Consider the following 16,226-nt stretch of genomic DNA (forward strand, 5'->3'; position numbering starts at 1 on the left):
GCATATCAAAAGCAAGTTTTGTCTAAATAATTACCGATATTAGAAAACGAGTTCGTCCTGAATAAAACTATCGCATAAACTTTTTTCTATTGGCTGCACAAAGAGAAATATTGCAGGAGTTCACACCGCTTGCTCAATCTGATTGCTTCCATGTTTTTTTCAATAAAAACAAGAGTGTTTTCGATTTGCCCATTCATTACCACAAAGCGTTCGAACTGAACTTTATCACAAACGGCAAAGGAATCAGGCGTGTGGTAGGAGATAATGTAGAAGATGTTGCTGATCTTGAACTGGTGCTCATTGGTCCGGAGCTGCAACATGCCTGGTTTCAGCATAAATGCGATAACACCGATATCACAGAAGTAACCATCCAGTTTCACCACGACCTTTTCGAAGAAAGTTTTCTGCAACGTAGCCAATTGGCTGCTATGCGTAATATGCTGGAGAAAGCACAAAGGGGTATTTTGTTTTCTTACGAAACAGCAAAACTACTCTCCTATCGCATCATGCGCCTGTATAAAAAAGATGGCTTCGAATCGGTACTTGAATTGATGTCCATCCTGCATGAATTATCTATTTCCCGGCATACACGCCTGCTCGCCAACACCACTTTCAGTAATACCGAACACCTTTCTTACAACAGCCGGCGTATAGAAAAAGTAATGGAATACATGAATGAACATTTTCAAAGACCCGTTTCCCTGTCAGAAGTAGCTGCCCTGACCAATATGGCGGAATCTGCTTTCAGCCGCTTTTTCAAAGCCCGTACGGGCATGACTTTTATTGAACGCATGACAGATATCCGTCTTGGTCATGCCTCACGTATGCTCATCAATACCACACAATCTGTTGCAGAGATCGCTTACACCTGCGGGTTCAACAATATCTCTAATTTCAACCATACCTTTAAAAAGAAGAAAGGCTGTACTCCCAAAGAGTTTAAAGAAACCTATACATCTGAAGCCAGGATATTTTTCTGATCCTTGCTTCTTACAAGTTTCCCTTCTTTAATTCGTCTACCGCATAGTTGGCTGCCCTGGCCGTTAATGCCATATAAGTGAGTGAAGGATTCTGGCAGGCTGAAGAAACCATGCACGCGCCATCGGTAACAAATACATTCTGCGCATCCCATACCTGGTTATGGCCATTCAGTACCGATGTCTTCGGATCTCTTCCCATACGGGCTGTTCCCATTTCGTGGATACCATGTCCGATCGCGTGCCCCTGGTCCCAGGTATTCACTTGTTTCACGCCCGATGCTTCAAGCATAGCTTTCATTTCCGCTACAATATCTTTCCGCATTTTCAATTCATTCTCCCTGAGTTCACAATCCATGGCCAGCACCGGTAACCCCCACTTGTCTTTCCGGTTCGCATCCAGCATGATCTTGTTTTCATGATAAGGCAGGATTTCACCAAACCCTGTAGCGCCAATGCTCCAGCCGCCCGGCTCGGTGAGCGCTTCTTTGAATCCCGCACCTATCTCTAATTCTGCAACGCTCCGGCTCCATCCTGCCCTGCTGGCCCCTCCCTGGTAGCCAAAGCCTCGCAGGTAGTCTCTTTTGTCGCTGCCGATATTTACAAACCGGGGAATATAAAACCCATTGGCCCGTCTGCCATAATAATATTTGTCTTCATAGCCTTCTACCTGGCCACTTGCCCCCAGGTTATAATGATGATCCATCACATTATGCCCCAATTCGCCACTGCTGCTGCCCAGTCCGCCCGGCCATATATCCGTGGCGGTATTGAACAATACCCATGCAGAGTTCAGCGCAGATGCATTGAGGAATACGATCTTCGCATGGTATACATAAGTCTTGTTGTTGACAGCATCCAGTACTTCCACGCCTTTCACTTTTTTACTGTCTTTATCGTATAGCAGCCTTGTTACAATAGCATCGGGGCGCACCGTTAAATTACCCGTTTTCATGGCCGCGGGCAAAGTAGAAGATTGCGTGCTGAAATAGCCACCGAACGGACATCCCTCCCAACACCTGTTGCGGAACTGGCACTGGGTCCTTCCCGGAATGGGCGCCGTTAAGTTGGCTACTCTACCGATGATCAGGTGCCTGGCTCCCTTGTATTCTGTTTTGATACGGGCCGCTACATCTTTCTCTACACAATTAAGATCCATTGGCGGAAGGAATTGCCCGTCGGGCAGGTGCGACAAGCCTTCCAGCGAACCGCTGATGCCCGCAAATTTTTCAACATAATCGTACCAGGGTGCGATGTCTTTGTAACGAATGGGCCAGTCAACCCCAACGCCTTCTTTGGCATTGGCTTCAAAATCGAGATCGCTCCAACGATAGCTCTGCCTGCCCCATAAAACAGAGCGCCCCCCCATCCGGTAACTACGCCACCAGGTGAAGGGTTTGATTTCCGTATACGGACAATCTTCTTCATTTACCCAGGCATCCATCACAGCTTCGCTGGCTGCCCACCCCCTATGTATAACCGGATATTTTTTTCTTTGTTCTGCAGTGGTCCGGCCCCTGTGTTCAAACTGCCAGGGATCTTTATTCGCAGTCGCATAATCTTTGATGTGCTCATGTTGTTTTCCTCTTTCGAGCATCAATACTTTCAACCCTTTTTCGGTCAATTCTTTTGCGGCCCATCCGCCGCTGATGCCCGAGCCTATTACAATGGCGTCGTAAGTATTTTGTGTAGTTGCTTTGTTGTTGATGTGCAATGAATCGTTGGGCATAGCAATGATATTTTAGATAAGATTGTTGATGTTAAATGTATAATCAACACTTAAATCTAAGGCATTCTTTTGGTTTTGCAACGAGTCCACCTTTTTTTTTCAGGATCGCTCTTCCCATACCTGCACAAGCTGCGTCAACACATCTACCGCTTTTTCCATATCACGCACACCGATCCATTCGTGTTTGCTGTGAATGGCTTGCATGCCGGTGAAAATATTCGGACAGGGCAATCCCATAAAGCTCAGCCGGCTGCCATCTGTTCCGCCCCGGATGGGTTCTTTGATCATATCCACTCCCGCGCGCCGGTAGGCTTCAGCTGCATATGCACTGATGTGCGGATGCAGGTCCAGTATTTCTTTCATGTTCCGGTACTGTTCCGTTACTTCAAATTCCATGGTGGCGCCAGGATATTGACCCAGCACGGCTATTGCCATCTGCTTCAACCTGTTTTCATATACTGCCAGTTTCGCAGTATCAAAATCACGCACAATGAATTCGATCGTTGCTTTCTCAGCAATTCCATTTATGCCAACAGGATGTACAAATCCTTCCCGTTTCTCCGTAACCTCAGGAGCCCATTCGTTCTTAGGTAATGCAGCGAGTATCTCTCCTGCGATCTTCAAGGCATTTACCAGTTTGTTCTTTGCATAACCTGGATGTGCAATGACACCTTGTACCGTAATACGCACACCATCTGCGCTGAAAGTTTCATCTTCAAAACTACCCAGCTCACCCCCGTCCAATGTATAGGCAACGGATGCCCCCAATTTTGACAGATCGAGTTTGGCCGTACCCTGTCCAACTTCTTCATCGGGCGTAAACAACAATTTGATGGTACCATGTTTTATTTCAGGATGTGTAAGCAGGTAATGCGCCAGGTCCATGATGATGGCTACGCCGCTTTTATCATCAGCACCCAGCAAAGTGGTGCCACTGGCCGTGATCACAGGCTGGCCAATATGTGTTTTGAGATAAGGATAGGTTGCAACACGGATTATCTGTTCCGGGTCATCGGGCAATGCAATATCCCTGCCATCATAAGATTCGTGCAGGATCGGCTTTACACCTGTACCGCTGCAATCCGGCGCTGTATCTACATGACTGCAGAAACAAATGACAGGCACTGGTTTCGAAATAGTAGCAGGAATCGTGGCATATACATACCCATATTCGTCCATCATGGCATCTTCAATGCCCATGGCTTTCAATTCTGCTGCCAATATGGAAGACAGGTCTTTTTGCTTATGGGTACTGGGGAAAGAATTGCTGTGCGGATCGCTTTGGGTATCTACCTGCGCATAACGCAGGAATCGTTCTGTAACTGTGTATGAGTAGCCAGTTGCCATGTGAGTTGTCAGTTGTTGGATGTTAGTTGTTAGAAAAATTTCATTACCCGTACAAAATAAACAACATCTGACAACTATCAACTAACATCTAACAACTATTGCAAAAGCCAATCACATTGTTTATTTTGTTTGCATAACCAAACCCCTATATATGAAAAAAACCATCGTCGGCGCCCTCGTAGGCGCCATCATCATTTTTCTCTGGCAGTTCCTTTCCTGGACGGTAACCGGTTTGCACAGACAAGGTGCACAGTATACGCCGAAGCAGGACAGTATCCTGAGTTACCTCAGCGCTCAATTCTCAGAAGATGGCGCTTATATGCTGCCTTCTTTCCCTGACGGAACTTCCATGGAAGACCAGAAAAAAATGGGTGAAGCGGCTACGGGTAAACCATGGGCACAGGTTTATTATCATAAGGCCATGAAGAGTGACATGGGCAGCAATATGGGAAGAGGATTTTTGGTAAACCTGGTGATGGTATGGCTGGCTTGCTGGATATTCTCCAAACTGAATGGTCCGTCGTTCGGAACCATCTTCCTTTCTTCTGTGTTTATCGGGTTGATCGTGTTCCTCAACTCGGCATATACGATGCATATCTGGTTCCAGACGAAAGATATCAATGCGCACCTGATCGATGCTTTGGTAGCTTGGGGCGTAACAGGTATCTGGCTGGGATGGTGGATGAAGAAAAAGAGCTGAGCGTTAGTTGGGCTATAAAAAAGCGTGAGGAGATGGATCAATAGATACTCCTCACGCTTTTTTTTATCAGGGCATGATGATCAAAGGACTTCCTCCTTCGATCGCTACCAATTCCAGGTCGAAGACAAGATCTTCTCCCGCCAGCGGATGGTTGGCATCCAATACCACCACCTCATCTTTTATTGCAACAATACGTACCGGGATATGTTGTCCTGCACCATTGCTCATGTTCAATTGCATGCCCACTTCCGGTACCATATCGTCAGGGAAACGGTCTTTGGGAAAATCCATGATCATATCTTCCTGCTTGGGTCCGTATGCTTCGGCTACCGGAATATGAATGGTCTTTTTCTCTCCAATGGCCATTCCTGTAACACCATTGTCGAAACCAGGTATCACCATTCCGCCTCCCACTTCAAATTCAAGTGGCTCCCTTCCCGCTGAAGAATCAAATGTGGTACCATCGGTTAATTTACCGTGATAATGCACTTTTACTTTATCACCTTTTTTTACTTGTTGCATGTGTCTTGTATTGTCATTAAATTATGTGTAAAAGTACAATCGGGGCTGCATGTAAGGAGAACTATTTTGGTTTCATCAACTAACGGCTACTTTTGCAGCATGACAAATACCCTTTCGCCCCTCACCAGGAAGGATTTACGTATTGTATTCATGGGTACTCCGGAGTTCGCCGTGGCTTCATTGGATGCATTGCTCAACGCCGGATTTTCGGTGGTGGGTGTTGTGACGGCTCCCGATAAACCTGCCGGCAGAGGTATGAAACCAACCACCAGCGCCGTAAAAAAATATGCGCTTGAAAAAGGGTTGACAGTATTGCAACCCGAAAAGCTGAGAGACCCTGCTTTCCTGGCAGCGCTCAGCGCTTTGCAGGCACATGTTCAAATAGTAGTAGCGTTCCGGATGTTACCGGAGGCCGTTTGGAATATGCCTCCTGTGGGTACCATCAATGTACATGGTTCTTTGTTGCCTCAATACCGTGGCGCCGCTCCCATCAACTGGGCCATCATCAACGGAGAAACAACTACCGGTGTTACCACTTTCAAATTGCAGCATGTGATCGATACGGGCAATATATTGCTGCAAAAAAGTTTTCCTATTGGTGAAGATGAAACAGCGGGCGAAGTACATGATCGCATGAAAATCATCGGCGCCTCCTTGTTGGTAGAAACTTTACAAAGTTTACTGGACGGATCATTGGAAGAAAAAGATCAATCGGCGTTCCCCGGACCGGATCAATTAAAGCATGCGCCCAAGCTGTTTACAGAAGATTGTCGCATCAACTGGACGGAGACAGCAGCACAGATCCACAATCGCATCCGCGGCCTTTCTCCCTTTCCCGGCGCACTGACCATGCTGGATGGAAAAATTTTGAAACTCTTCAAAAGTTCAAAAGAACTGGTTGATCACCAACATATACCCGGCGCTGTATTTACCGATGGTAAAACTTTCCTGAAGTTTGCCTGTAAAGATGGCTTTATTCACTTGCTGGACCTTCAGCTCGAAGGAAAGAAAAGAATGCCCGTAGCCGAATTCCTGCGCGGTTACCGGTTGCAGGCATCATAAACTGTTATTCAAAATAAGTAACGGAAACCGTCGATTTACCATCCGTCATGTCGAGCGCCACAGCCGCCGCATTACTCATGCGCAGCAACAAGCCCGCCCCTCCTTTGGTTTCCACGAGTTTGTCGAGCACTTTGGCGCAAATACTTTTGTTGCTCGTAGAAGTGATGCGAACAATGGTTCCCGGAGGCACATCATTCATCAACACATAAAACTTACGGTCTGTCCACCCGCTGATGGTCTTAAAAATGCCCGCATCACCCGAATGGAATTGCTGCGTCGCTGTCTCGGGGTGGTTGGCAAATTGAAGTGCGAAATATCCTTCATCACCCGGTTTGGGGTCGTATTTGATATCGGCATTGGCAGTCTGTTGTTGCGGCGCTTCGTTTTTTACTTCAACCGATTCTTTTTTCGGTTCTGTAACCGGTGGTTGCTGGTTTTTCTTCGCAACCGGAGCAGGTGTGCTGGTATTAACAGATGCAGGAGGTGCATCAACTGGTGCTGTTACAGCCGGGGCAGCCGCCACTTCATTTCTTTTTCCTCCTTTGATATAGCCTACGATCAACAACTGTCCATCGCGGATAACATCTCTTTTCAAACCGTTCCAGTCGCGCAGTAATTGTATGTTCACATTGTTGAACGACTGGCTGATATGAAAAAGATTGTCTCCTTTGGCAACCGTGTGATACACCGGTTCGTTGAAGCTGGCTGACTGTCCCTGCGCCAGGTTATTGCGCGTAAGGGGTATCTTCAGGATTATTCCTTTTTTGAGCAGGGTAGCTACTTTGATGCCGTTGAATTTGGCCAACTGTATGGAAGTGGTTCCATAATGACTGGCAATACCTGACAGTACTTCTCCTCCGGCCACTTTATGTTTAACATAGAGCGCAGGCGCTTTCCCCAGGGCTACCAGTTTTTCCTGGGCCTGCGCGGTACTCACAACAAAAAAACAAACGATCAGCCAACCAAAATTTTTCATACGTTTCTGTGGATTGCAATGTTGCAAATCTAATCTTTTAATATTCTCCATGCTGCCGGGTAGTAATTATTGATGCGGTTCGGTAATATTTTCACCCATCCTAACGGTAAATGGTCATATCTTATTATATTCCATCCATGTTTGGCATCTACCCGGAACTCTTTCCGGCGGAGGTATTGTAAAGCCTCTTCCCTTGGCAAATCAATAGCCGGGAAATGATCGATGGGTAACAAACTTAATGCCAGTTCATGCGATGGAACGATATCACGTCCTTTGATGCTGCCCAGTTCTGTTCCTGCTTTTTTAATATACAACTGACCCGCCAACAGTTTCAGGTCCTGCCACCAAGGCTCGGATATACAACGAATGGCATCTGCCTGTTTGAAAAAAACAACATCGGTCAGGTTCGGCATGAATGCCTGCAGCATTTGCATCTCTTGCCGGGATGGTTGCGGTAAAGACGGTTCCTTTTGTTTCTTTCCTGCACCAACGATACCTTTCTTTTGCCGGAATACACTTATAAAAAAACCTTCTCCTTTTATTTTATCGGGATAGAAACGATAACCCTTTGCCTGATGCCGGGGAGAATTGGTTTCTACAATAGCCCATGCTGCCGGTAATTGCAGTTGCACAGATTCCATGCCCATTTCATCAACGAGCCAATCGGCAATCGCTTCATCTTCTTCCACCGAATAAGAACAGGTAGAATACAGGAGCAATCCATCCTGTTTGAGTGCAGGCAGCACATCGGCCAGTATCCTTTGTTGCCGCTGGCTGCACAACTGCACATTGTCTTCACTCCATTCCGCTATGGCCGAAGGGTCTTTCCGGAAAAGGCCGCTGCCGCTGCAAGGCGCATCTACCATCATCACATCGAAATAAGCAGGCAGTGATTGAAAATGTACCGGGTCGTTATTCGTAACAACCACAGGCGTTGTTCCCCATTTGGTGATGTTTTCCACCAGCACAGCCGCGCGTGTTTTGATCACTTCGTTGGCCACGAGCAATCCGTCTTTAAAATAAGTACTGAGCAATGTACTTTTGCCTCCCGGCGCAGCACAAAGGTCCAGCACTTTTTTTCCGGCCGTTTTACCGCCAATCAACTGCTCCAGCACATACCAGATGAACATACTGCTGGCTTCCTGTACATAATAAGCGCCCGCATGAAAAGCCGGATCGAATGTGAAAGAGGGGCGTTCTTCAAGGTACAGACCTTGCAGACACCAGGGCACCTGCACTCCTTCGGGTAACGAAGCATTATTTTCCTTTTTGAAAGGATTCAGCCTGATAGAAGTTACCTGTTCACCGGTTGTATGCGCTGCTTCAAAAGCAACCCGGTCGAAGCCTTTTGCTTTTTCCAGCGAATCCAGGAATGACTGGGGAAGGGTCATCTACAAATGTAATGTGAAAATGGCGCAATGATAGAAAGTCAGGCATTCTTGATCTCCGCTACCAGTTTCTGCAAAGCCGCTTTGGCATCGCCAAACAACATCGAGGTTTTGGGTTGAAAGAAGAGTGCGTTTTCAATGCCGGCATAACCGGGCTTCATGCTTCGTTTGTTTACGATAACCGTTTTGGCCTGCTCTACTTCCAATATGGGCATTCCGTAAATAGGAGACGCAGGATCTGATTTAGCGGCAGGATTGACTACATCATTGGCGCCTAATACCAACACTACATCGGAGGTTTTGAATTCGTCATTCGCCTGCTCCATTTCAAGCAGTTTATCATAACTCACATCGGCTTCCGCCAACAATACGTTCATGTGTCCGGGCATCCTTCCGGCTACCGGGTGAATGGCATATTTCACTTCCACTCCTTTTTCTTCCAGTAATTTTTCCAGTTCATGGCATACATGTTGCGCCTGTGCCACTGCAAGACCGTAACCAGGCACGATCATCACTTTATTGGCATAGCTCATACATACAGCAGCATCTGACAGGGATATTTCTTTGTAGCTACCCTGTTCTCCTTTGGTACCTGCCGCAGCGGCACTACTGCCACCAAAAGAACCGATGAGCACATTGGTAAGACTGCGGTTCATGGCTTTGCACATGAGCATCGTAAGCAGGGTACCGGCAGCGCCTACCAATATACCTCCGGTAAGCATCACCTGGTTATTATACAGGAATCCGCCGCAGGCAGCTGCCACACCGGTGAAAGAGTTCAACAAAGAGATCACGACCGGCATATCGGCGCCACCGATGGGTAGCACAAACATCACACCATATACCAATGCTGCAACAAAAATGATATAGAACAACCAATAATTATCGTTGTTCAGGTTGAAGAGCAGGTATGCTGCCGCAGCCAGCGTCAACAACAGCAATATGATATTGCCTATCTGTTGTCCTTTGAAAGCAAAATCTTTGATACGGCCGTTCAGTTTACCCCAGGCAATGATACTGCCGGCAAAAGAAACCGATCCTATGATCAGTCCCAATAAAATAGTAAGCAAGGTTCCTTGTGCTGCATCACGACCAACGAGGTGACCATATTCATTGATGGAAATCAGTGCTGCGCAGGCGCCGCCCATTCCATTGAAAAGACTGACCATTTCGGGCATGGCCGTCATTTTCACTTTTTTTGCGGCTATCCATCCGGTAATGCTGCCGATGAGCAATCCGCCGAATATCCACAGGTGATTGTGCAACCGTTCTCCATTTTCTTCATACAAGAAAATGGTGCCGATAATGGCCAGCGTCATGCCGGCCGCGGCTACCAGGTTGCCTTTCCTGGCCGTATCGGGATGCGATAACATCTTCAACCCCAGGATAAAAGTTACCGACCCTACCAGGTAAATGAATGAAAGCAGGCTCAATCCCATAGCTATTTTTTCTTCTTAAACATTTCAAGCATCCTGTCTGTAACCATAAAACCTCCCACCACATTCAACGTTCCTAAAATCACTGCCAGGAAACCTATGATCAATGCAATGTAATTATCGGGGTCAACCCTTCCCATCACAATGATGGCGCCGATGATCACCACGCCGTGTATGGCATTGGCGCCACTCATCAACGGGGTGTGTAATACACTTGGCACACGTCCGATCACTTCAATACCCAGGAAAATAGATAAGATCACGATGTAGATGATCGCATGATTGTTGTGTACCCAATCGAAAAAACTTTCCATAAAACAATATTAAGCGTATGATGAACCTACCAGTTGTTCCACTCTTTCGTGCACGATATTACCTCCGTGTGTGATGCAGCTTCCTTTTACAATATCATCGTCAAAATTCAGTTGGAGTCCCGCATCGGCACCAGTGATCAGTTGTAAAAAGTTCAGTACATTCTTTCCATAGAGTTTGCTTGCATCGAAGGGCATATCAGCTGCCAGGTTGCTGTTGCCAACAATGGTAACGCCGTTGCGTTGCACTGTTTCGTTGTTACGGGCAGCGAATACATTTCCCCCGGTGGAAGCAGCCAGGTCTATGATCACGCTGCCGGGTTTCATGGTATCCAGCATTGCTTCCGAAATTAATAAGGGCGCTTTCTTTCCCGGTATCTGTGCTGTTGTGATGATGATGTCGGACTTTGCAACCGAAGCAGCCAACCGCTCCTGTTGTTTCTGTTTATATTCTTCTGTCTGTTCTACTGCATAGCCCCCTGCTTTGGAGGCATCGGCCGCTCCATCCACTTCTATAAATTTGGCCCCAAGGCTCATCACTTCTTCCTTTACTGCAGGCCTGGTATCCGACACTTCAACTACTGCTCCGAGTCTACGCGCTGTAGCAATGGCCTGCAATCCTGCCACACCGGCTCCCAATATCAATACCTTGGCCGGCGCAATGCTGCCTGCCGCCGTCATGAACATGGGGAAATAACGGGGAAACAAAGTGGCTGCCAGCAATACAGAGCGGTAGCCGGCAATATTTGCCTGGCTGCTCAACACATCCATGCTTTGTGCACGTGTGGTGCGGGGAATCATATCGAGGCTGAATGTAGTGAGCGAACGCTGTGCCCATTCTTTCATCAACGCATGGTTAAACAGGGGCTGAAAAACACCAATGACAACAGCATGCGGTTTGATCAGTTCCAGGTCTGTGGTGCTTAACGGATGAATGGAAAGGAGTACATCGCTCTGTTGTAATAACTCTTTTCGCGATACGGTTGGAATATGTACGGCACGATACGCATCGTCGGAAGCGAAGGCAGCAGCGCCTGCATTAGACTCAACCATTACCTGCACTTTTTTTGCTGCCAATGCCTGTGCCTGTTCAGGTAAGAGAGAAACTCGCTTGTCGCCATGCTGCTCTTTCAGTATTCCAACAATCATGGATTCAAATTATGCTTTTTTTCGTTCAGATATCAAAAACGAATGCTAAAATGTTGCTTTTCCCTGTTCTCTTTCCTGAAAAAAACCAACCCGATGAAAAACAGGTCGATCGTCAGGTTAACCGCTTCGTGTTTGCAGATATCATTCCATGCCTGTTCCATCTCTTTGCTCCAGTGTATATCGTCAAAAACCAGTATGCTGTATTCGTGTAAGGCCGGCAAGAGTTGATGAAAATAACGCACCGTGGGTTCGTAACGGTGATTGCCGTCAATGAATACAAAATCAAGTCGCTTTTCGCGGTCCAGCAAGCCCGGCAGGGTATCATCGAAATTACCTTCCAGCATTTCTGCATTATTGATCTGCAGTTTTTCAAAATTCTTTTTTGCCAGCGCGGCCACTTCTCCGGCCCCTTCCATTGTAATGATCCGTGCATTGTTGCCTGCAGCAGCAAGATAAGCAGTGGTAACGCCCAGGGAAGTACCCATTTCCAGCACAATGCGTGGCTGGTAAAAATCCACCATGCGAAACAGCAACTGGCTGAAGCGTGCGGGTTTGAGCGATGAATGCGCGATTTGTTTCACCAACCGGCTTTGTGTTTTTTCTACACGTGACCCTGCTCCAAGGTCTTTTACAGCAACCGTTCTGGTATCGGCCAGCAATAACTTGCGCAGGTTCTCTATGGGTTGATAGGCATAAAATTGCCGGTCGTCGTTCAGCACCCGGGTGATGAATTCAAATACAAAAGGCGAATGCACCCCATGCCCCTTTCCGTTGGATGCTGTTACATAATATTTCAGGTATTTGATGCCTAGCTGCAGGGGAGAATACATACAAACCGTTTTGTCATTTTCTTTTCCATAATTGAAAGCTGTAGGCGTATGCATGTTTGGCATCGGCTTCCATCCGTTCTTCGGATGCCAGCTCCCATTGTTGTTCGGCTATTACCGGAAAAAAAGTATCACCCGCTATTTCAGTGTATACCCTGGTAAGATAAATACGATCTGCCCTGTTCATCGCCTCACGATAAATTTCGCCGCCACCGATCACAAACAGCTCCTCATAATTTGCTTTGGCAGCCAACGCGATGGCTTCATCGAGGTCGTGTGCTATGGAAACACCTTCTGCCGTCCAACCGCTTTGTCTCGTGATCACAATATTCATCCTTCCTTTCAAAGCCTTGCCCGATAAGGACTCAAAGGTTTTCCTCCCCATCACTACCGGCATCGCCCAGGTAGTGTCGCGAAAAAATTTCAGGTCATTAGGCAGGCGCCAGAGCAACCGGTTATCCCTACCGATTACATTGTTTGCTGCCGCTGCTACAACAAGAGAAATGATCATGCCATCTGTTTTAAATCTATACCGCTACCGGCGCCTTGATATGCGGATGGAACTGGTAGTTCTCTAATGTAAAATCTTCGTAACGGAAACCAAAAATGTCTTTCACCTCCGGGTTCAGTTTCATCACCGGCAATGGATAAGGTTTGCGGCTCAACTGAAGCGTAGCCTGTTCAATATGGTTGTTGTACAGGTGCACATCACCGAAGCTGTGTACAAAATCTCCATACTGCAAACCTGTTGCCTGTGCCATCATCATAGTAAGCAAAGCATACGATGCAATATTGAAAGGCACGCCCAGGAACACATCGGCGCTGCGCTGGTATAACTGGCAACTGAGTTTGCCGTCGGCCACATAAAACTGGAACATATTGTGACAAGGCATCAACGCCATTTTGGGCAGGTCGGCTACATTCCAGGCGCTGACAATCAGGCGCCGGCTATCGGGATTTTTTTTGATCTGCGCCACCACATCACTGATCTGGTCAATCGTTTGGCCATCGGTCCCTTCCCAACTGCGCCATTGCTTGCCATACACCGGCCCCAGGTTCCCCTCGGCATCTGCCCATTCGTTCCAGATATTCACCCCGTGCTCATTGAGATAATGTATGTTGGTTTCCCCTTTCAGGAACCACAACAACTCATAAATAATGCTCTTGAGGTGCAGTTTCTTAGTGGTCACCAACGGAAACCCTTCCTGTAAGTTGAAGCGCATCTGGTAACCGAAACAACTGATCGTGCCGGTACCGGTGCGATCGGTCTTCGCATGACCATGATCCAATATATGTTGGAGTAATTGAAGGTATTGTTGCATGCCTGCAAAGTACGCCACTGTTGGTGATGATAAAAAGAATGATTTGAACAGCCTGGGGAGAACCTGTTTACACCTGTTTCCGTCGCAGGAGTTCTTTTTTGATCAACCCCAGTTCACGGCCTGTTTGTCCGCTTACACTGCTGTTTTCCTGGGCCCGGCGCATAAGATACGGGATCACATCGCGAATGGGACCAAAGGGCAGGTATTTGCTTACACGCAGTCCGTCTTTGGCCAGGTTGAACGTGATGTTATCACTCATGCCGTACAGTTGCGAAAAATGAACATGCGGATGCTGATGGGAAATACCTTTTTCGTTCAGCAATTCCACTACATAGAGACAACTGGCTTCGTTATGCGTGGCTACAATGATGGCGATCTCTTCCAGGTGTTCGATGCAATATTTTAACGCCAGGTTATAATCCCTGTCCGTACTGTCTTTGTCGGGCTGTATGGGTGAAGGATAGCCTTTCTCTGCTGCACGCGCCCGTTCTTTTTCCATATAAGCACCCCGCACCAGTTTCATACCCAGCTTGAATCCTTTCTCTTTAGCGATCTGTTGGGATATGGTAAGAAAATGCAGCCGATCATGACGGTACAACTGTAGTGTATTGTAAACAATGACTTTGTCTTTGTTGAAGATTTCCATCATCTCCATGGTGAGCCGGTCAATCGGGTCCTGTATCCAGCTTTCTTCCGCATCCACCAGTACGCCGATATTTTTTTCTGCAGCTACCCCGCAGATGGCGTACATTCTCTCCCTTACCCTGTCCCACTCGTTGATCTCCGCTTCATGATCATGAATGCCGCTACGCAGGCGTGGCGCCTCATTCAGCGTTTGCAGAAGTTTGAAACGTGCCAGGCCGGTGATCTTAACACTGATAAAGGGGATATTCTTTTGTGTAGCTGCATAATTGATCACCCGTATGAATTCATCGGTGGCATGATCGAAGCTTGCTTCTCCATCTTTGCCTTCCACGCCATAATCCAGGATCACATCTACGCCATATTTACCCAATATTTCACCTACAGCGGCTGTCTCTTCCAAGGTCTCTCCGCCCACAAACTGTTTGAAAATGGTCTTGCGTATGATCCCATGCACCGGCAGGCCGGTTCTCATGATAAAAGGGGTAAGACGGGTACCCACTTGCACAAACCAGGGATAACCCATGGTATTGAATAAAAACTTGGCTCCTTTCAGGTCCTTATCGCTCTTATATGCGAATGCATTTTCGGTATTATCAAAGGATATACTCATTTTCCAATTTGTCATTCGAGCACGAATATCGGATGCTTCCTGCTAAGTAAAAAAGCTTTTGGGAAAAAATCCGCAAATTCGCAGATGCTTATTACACGAACGGAAATTTACAAATACTCCATTCCCATGGCGCCCTTTACCATTGCAACCGGCACCATGCGTTCGGCACAGAACCTGTTCATCCGCATCCATACAAGCGAAGGGATAAGCGGTGTGGGCGAATGTTCCGCTTTTCCCATGATCGCCGGTGAAACACAGGCTACCTGCTTTGAAATGGCCAAAGATTTTGCAACGTTATGGAAAGATAAGTCCGCCCTTGCCATCAGTGACCGGATGCAGGAACTGGATCTTTTCACTGCCGGCAACTATACCGCTAAAAGTGCGTTCGACCTGGCCCTGTATGATATTGCTGCTAAAGCGGCCGCTCAGCCCCTGTACCGGTTCCTCGGGGGAAAACAAAAGTCCATCGAATCCGATCTTACCATCGGTATCGACACGCCCGAAAAAATGGCGGAACAGGCGCTTGCTTTCAAAGCCAAAGGCGTGAACATCATCAAGGTAAAGCTGGGCAAAGAGCCCGATACTGATGTAGAACGGATCAGGCAGATCCGGCAATCCATTGGCGGAGACATTCAATTGCGCATTGATGCCAACCAGGGATGGAGTTATGAAGAAGCCCTTAAAATCCTCACTGCCCTGGCCGGGTACGGTATTGAATTTTGCGAGCAGCCCATGCACAAATGGAATGATGAATGGCTGCCGGAATTATGCCGCCGTTCACCCATTCCCATTATGGCCGATGAAAGCGTTTTTACTCATCATGATGCCGAGCGGCTCATACGTAATAAAGCCTGCCACTATATCAATATCAAATTCGCCAAAAGTGGCGGCATACAAGAAGCCAGGCAGATCAACCGGGTGGCTGAAAGCAACGGTATCAGCTGTATGTTGGGCGGTATGCTGGAAAGCCGGCTGGCCCTCACCGCCAAAGTGCATTTTGCCATGGCACACGATAATATCCGGTTTTATGACCTCGATACCTGCCTGCTGGGCCACCTGACCGATCCCGTTACCGGTGGTGTTAGCTATCAGGGTATGCAACTGCTGTTGCCTGAAACACCCGGCATCGGCGCCGATGTAGATGAAAGCTACTTAGCAGGCCTTGAATCAGTAATCGTGTAAAGCTTAACTCTTAACTCTCTTATCTTTGCGCTCAAATCATCCC

General features: G+C 47.3%; 16 protein-coding genes. 4 read left to right on the forward strand and 12 right to left on the reverse strand.

What is annotated here, in order from left to right:
- The first annotated feature begins 89 nt into the window (after window positions 1-89).
- Window positions 90-980: a helix-turn-helix domain-containing protein gene (locus tag BLU98_RS03075; protein WP_092721817.1), complete on the forward strand. Its 891-nt coding sequence runs from the start codon at window positions 90-92 to the stop codon at window positions 978-980.
- A gap of 10 nt (window positions 981-990) precedes the next feature.
- Here the strand turns inward: BLU98_RS03075 and BLU98_RS03080 are convergent, their stop codons facing one another.
- Both BLU98_RS03080 and pepT read right to left on the reverse strand, forming a co-directional pair.
- Entirely contained in the window at window positions 991-2,706 is a 1,716-nt protein-coding gene (locus tag BLU98_RS03080; RefSeq protein WP_092721819.1) for a GMC oxidoreductase, read from the reverse strand.
- Between the two features lie 99 nt (window positions 2,707-2,805).
- Window positions 2,806-4,053, reverse strand: a complete 1,248-nt coding sequence (pepT, locus tag BLU98_RS03085; protein WP_092721821.1) for a peptidase T — start codon at window positions 4,051-4,053, stop codon at window positions 2,806-2,808.
- 151 nt (window positions 4,054-4,204) lie between these two features.
- Here pepT and BLU98_RS03090 point away from each other — a divergent pair, with 151 nt between their 5' ends.
- Window positions 4,205-4,753: a hypothetical protein gene (locus BLU98_RS03090; protein ID WP_092721823.1), complete on the forward strand. Its 549-nt coding sequence runs from the start codon at window positions 4,205-4,207 to the stop codon at window positions 4,751-4,753.
- Between the two features lie 66 nt (window positions 4,754-4,819).
- Here BLU98_RS03090 and BLU98_RS03095 read toward each other — a convergent pair whose 3' ends face one another.
- Window positions 4,820-5,275 carry an FKBP-type peptidyl-prolyl cis-trans isomerase gene (locus BLU98_RS03095; protein WP_092721825.1) on the reverse strand — a complete coding sequence of 152 codons (456 nt, stop codon included), beginning with the start codon at window positions 5,273-5,275 and terminating at the stop codon, window positions 4,820-4,822.
- A 99-nt stretch (window positions 5,276-5,374) separates the two neighbouring features.
- Between BLU98_RS03095 and fmt the strand changes: the two genes are divergently transcribed.
- Window positions 5,375-6,337, forward strand: coding sequence for a methionyl-tRNA formyltransferase (gene fmt, locus BLU98_RS03100; RefSeq protein WP_257574670.1), 963 nt, complete (start codon window positions 5,375-5,377; stop codon window positions 6,335-6,337).
- Between the two features lie 4 nt (window positions 6,338-6,341).
- On the opposite strand, the gene BLU98_RS03105 is transcribed toward fmt, so the two are convergent.
- From BLU98_RS03105 to BLU98_RS03145, 9 genes are all read right to left on the reverse strand, one after another.
- Window positions 6,342-7,313, reverse strand: coding sequence for a lytic transglycosylase (locus tag BLU98_RS03105; RefSeq protein ID WP_257574671.1), 972 nt, complete (start codon window positions 7,311-7,313; stop codon window positions 6,342-6,344).
- Window positions 7,314-7,342: 29 nt separating this feature from the next.
- On the reverse strand, window positions 7,343-8,704 hold the full coding sequence (locus tag BLU98_RS03110; RefSeq protein WP_092721830.1) for a methyltransferase RsmF C-terminal domain-like protein: 1,362 nt from the start codon (window positions 8,702-8,704) through the stop codon (window positions 7,343-7,345).
- 38 nt (window positions 8,705-8,742) lie between these two features.
- Window positions 8,743-10,140, reverse strand: a complete 1,398-nt coding sequence (locus tag BLU98_RS03115) for an NAD(P)(+) transhydrogenase (Re/Si-specific) subunit beta (protein ID WP_092721832.1) — start codon at window positions 10,138-10,140, stop codon at window positions 8,743-8,745.
- A 2-nt stretch (window positions 10,141-10,142) separates the two neighbouring features.
- Window positions 10,143-10,451, reverse strand: coding sequence for an NAD(P) transhydrogenase subunit alpha part 2 (locus BLU98_RS03120; RefSeq protein ID WP_026769353.1), 309 nt, complete (start codon window positions 10,449-10,451; stop codon window positions 10,143-10,145).
- Between the two features lie 9 nt (window positions 10,452-10,460).
- Window positions 10,461-11,597: an NAD(P) transhydrogenase subunit alpha gene (locus BLU98_RS03125; protein ID WP_092721834.1), complete on the reverse strand. Its 1,137-nt coding sequence runs from the start codon at window positions 11,595-11,597 to the stop codon at window positions 10,461-10,463.
- A 32-nt stretch (window positions 11,598-11,629) separates the two neighbouring features.
- Window positions 11,630-12,427, reverse strand: coding sequence for an O-methyltransferase (locus tag BLU98_RS03130; RefSeq protein ID WP_092721836.1), 798 nt, complete (start codon window positions 12,425-12,427; stop codon window positions 11,630-11,632).
- Window positions 12,428-12,440: 13 nt separating this feature from the next.
- Window positions 12,441-12,935 (reverse strand): dihydrofolate reductase, encoded by a 495-nt coding sequence (locus tag BLU98_RS03135; RefSeq protein ID WP_092721838.1) that lies wholly within the window; start codon window positions 12,933-12,935, stop codon window positions 12,441-12,443.
- A 16-nt stretch (window positions 12,936-12,951) separates the two neighbouring features.
- The gene (locus BLU98_RS03140) at window positions 12,952-13,746 is read right to left on the reverse strand and encodes a thymidylate synthase (protein WP_092721841.1); all 795 of its coding nucleotides are present in this window, start codon (window positions 13,744-13,746) and stop codon (window positions 12,952-12,954) included.
- A 67-nt stretch (window positions 13,747-13,813) separates the two neighbouring features.
- Window positions 13,814-15,016 (reverse strand): proline dehydrogenase family protein, encoded by a 1,203-nt coding sequence (locus BLU98_RS03145; protein WP_257574672.1) that lies wholly within the window; start codon window positions 15,014-15,016, stop codon window positions 13,814-13,816.
- A 69-nt stretch (window positions 15,017-15,085) separates the two neighbouring features.
- Here BLU98_RS03145 and BLU98_RS03150 point away from each other — a divergent pair, with 69 nt between their 5' ends.
- Window positions 15,086-16,183, forward strand: coding sequence for a mandelate racemase/muconate lactonizing enzyme family protein (locus BLU98_RS03150; RefSeq protein WP_092721845.1), 1,098 nt, complete (start codon window positions 15,086-15,088; stop codon window positions 16,181-16,183).
- Window positions 16,184-16,226 lie beyond the last annotated feature (43 nt).

It is taken from the genome of Hydrobacter penzbergensis, from assembly GCF_900106985.1.
In the GTDB taxonomy this organism is placed as follows: domain Bacteria; phylum Bacteroidota; class Bacteroidia; order Chitinophagales; family Chitinophagaceae; genus Sediminibacterium; species Sediminibacterium magnilacihabitans.

What these genes read in the sequence shown, in the direction of transcription:
- BLU98_RS03080 (WP_092721819.1), bottom strand. Translation starts at nt 2,706, where the DNA reads ATGCCCAACGATTCATTGCACATCAACAACAAAGCAACTACACAAAAT.
- pepT (WP_092721821.1), bottom strand. Translation starts at nt 4,053, where the DNA reads ATGGCAACTGGCTACTCATACACAGTTACAGAACGATTCCTGCGTTAT.
- BLU98_RS03090 (WP_092721823.1), top strand. Translation starts at nt 4,205, where the DNA reads ATGAAAAAAACCATCGTCGGCGCCCTCGTAGGCGCCATCATCATTTTT.
- BLU98_RS03095 (WP_092721825.1), bottom strand. Translation starts at nt 5,275, where the DNA reads ATGCAACAAGTAAAAAAAGGTGATAAAGTAAAAGTGCATTATCACGGT.
- fmt (WP_257574670.1), top strand. Translation starts at nt 5,375, where the DNA reads ATGACAAATACCCTTTCGCCCCTCACCAGGAAGGATTTACGTATTGTA.
- BLU98_RS03105 (WP_257574671.1), bottom strand. Translation starts at nt 7,313, where the DNA reads ATGAAAAATTTTGGTTGGCTGATCGTTTGTTTTTTTGTTGTGAGTACC.
- BLU98_RS03110 (WP_092721830.1), bottom strand. Translation starts at nt 8,704, where the DNA reads ATGACCCTTCCCCAGTCATTCCTGGATTCGCTGGAAAAAGCAAAAGGC.
- BLU98_RS03115 (WP_092721832.1), bottom strand. Translation starts at nt 10,140, where the DNA reads ATGGGATTGAGCCTGCTTTCATTCATTTACCTGGTAGGGTCGGTAACT.
- BLU98_RS03120 (WP_026769353.1), bottom strand. Translation starts at nt 10,451, where the DNA reads ATGGAAAGTTTTTTCGATTGGGTACACAACAATCATGCGATCATCTAC.
- BLU98_RS03125 (WP_092721834.1), bottom strand. Translation starts at nt 11,597, where the DNA reads ATGATTGTTGGAATACTGAAAGAGCAGCATGGCGACAAGCGAGTTTCT.
- BLU98_RS03130 (WP_092721836.1), bottom strand. Translation starts at nt 12,427, where the DNA reads ATGTATTCTCCCCTGCAGCTAGGCATCAAATACCTGAAATATTATGTA.
- BLU98_RS03135 (WP_092721838.1), bottom strand. Translation starts at nt 12,935, where the DNA reads ATGATCATTTCTCTTGTTGTAGCAGCGGCAGCAAACAATGTAATCGGT.
- BLU98_RS03140 (WP_092721841.1), bottom strand. Translation starts at nt 13,746, where the DNA reads ATGCAACAATACCTTCAATTACTCCAACATATATTGGATCATGGTCAT.
- BLU98_RS03145 (WP_257574672.1), bottom strand. Translation starts at nt 15,016, where the DNA reads ATGACAAATTGGAAAATGAGTATATCCTTTGATAATACCGAAAATGCA.
- BLU98_RS03150 (WP_092721845.1), top strand. Translation starts at nt 15,086, where the DNA reads ATGCTTATTACACGAACGGAAATTTACAAATACTCCATTCCCATGGCG.